The 1,097-nt window shown below is 75.0% G+C and carries 1 protein-coding gene and 1 pseudogene; both read left to right on the forward strand.

Annotated features, from left to right (window positions below):
- Window positions 1-73: 73 nt before the first annotated feature.
- The gene (locus DBR36_RS17915; RefSeq protein WP_013585971.1) at window positions 74-223 is read left to right on the forward strand and encodes a hypothetical protein; all 150 of its coding nucleotides are present in this window, start codon (window positions 74-76) and stop codon (window positions 221-223) included.
- A 62-nt stretch (window positions 224-285) separates the two neighbouring features.
- A pseudogene (locus DBR36_RS15090) lies at window positions 286-1,097 on the forward strand (methyltransferase); the annotation flags it as partial.

Genomic DNA, 1,097 nt, shown 5'->3' on the forward strand with positions numbered 1-1,097 from the left:
GACGCGACCCGCCCCGCCCGCGGACCGACCCGCCGACCCGGCACGATAGCCTGGAGCGACCGAAGGGATCCTCATGTTCATCGTCTCGCTCATCCTGTTCGTCGGCGGCATGCTGCTGACCGGCCTGTCGTTCTCGCTCGCCGCGCCCGCGCTCTTCTTCGCGCTCGGCATCATCCTCGTCTCGGCCTCGCTGGCCCTGCCCTTCCACTTCGGCACCCGGTAAGCACCGTCGCGGGCGACGGCGGGCGCGATCGGCCCGCCGTCCGGCCCGGGTACCGTAAAGCGGTGCCCCTCTCGCTCGACGCCCTCCGCCGCGGCCCCGACCTCGAGGGCCCGGATCTGGTCGCCGTCGACGCGGCCGATCGCCTGATCCTCGACGAGTCCGCCGACGCGCGCCACGGGCTCGACCGCGGCGAGCTCGTCGTGGTCGGAGACGCGTACGGCGCCCTCACCCTGGGGTCCGCGGATGCCGGGGCCCGCGGCATCCGCGTGCATCAGGACGAACTGCTCGGCGAACGCGCGCTCGCGGCCAACGCCGCCGAGGCGGGGCTCGACGGCACGTTCGCCTCGCACGCCCTCGACGCGGAGCTGCTGCGCGGTGCGCGGGTCGTGCTGCTGCGTCTTCCGCGGTCGCTGCGGGCGCTCGACGACATCGCCGGGCTCATCGCCCTGCACGCGCACCCCGACGTCGTCGTCTTCGCCGGGGGGCGCCTCAAGCACATGAGCGTCTCGATGAACGAGGTGCTGCGCCGCCGCTTCGACCGACTCGACGTCTCGCACGCCCGGCAGAAGTCGCGCGTTCTCGTCGCGCGCGCCCCGCACGACGGCGCCGACCCGCAACCCGACGAGGCCGAGGTGGACGGCCTGCGGGTGCGCGCGTTCGGCGGCGCCTTCGCGGGGGCGTCGATCGACATCGGCACCCGACTGCTGCTCGCGCACCTGCCCGCGCCCCGCGGCGCCGAGGCGATCGACCTCGCGTGCGGGACCGGCGTGGTCGCGGCCACGCTGGCGATGCGGCATCCCGATCTTCAGGTGACCGCGTGCGATCAGTCGGCCGTCGCCGTCGCCTCGGCGCGCGCGACCGCCGCGGCCAACGG

The sequence above is a fragment of the Microbacterium sp. HMWF026 genome (assembly GCF_003061325.1).
Classification (GTDB): Bacteria; Actinomycetota; Actinomycetes; order Actinomycetales; family Microbacteriaceae; genus Microbacterium; species Microbacterium testaceum_E.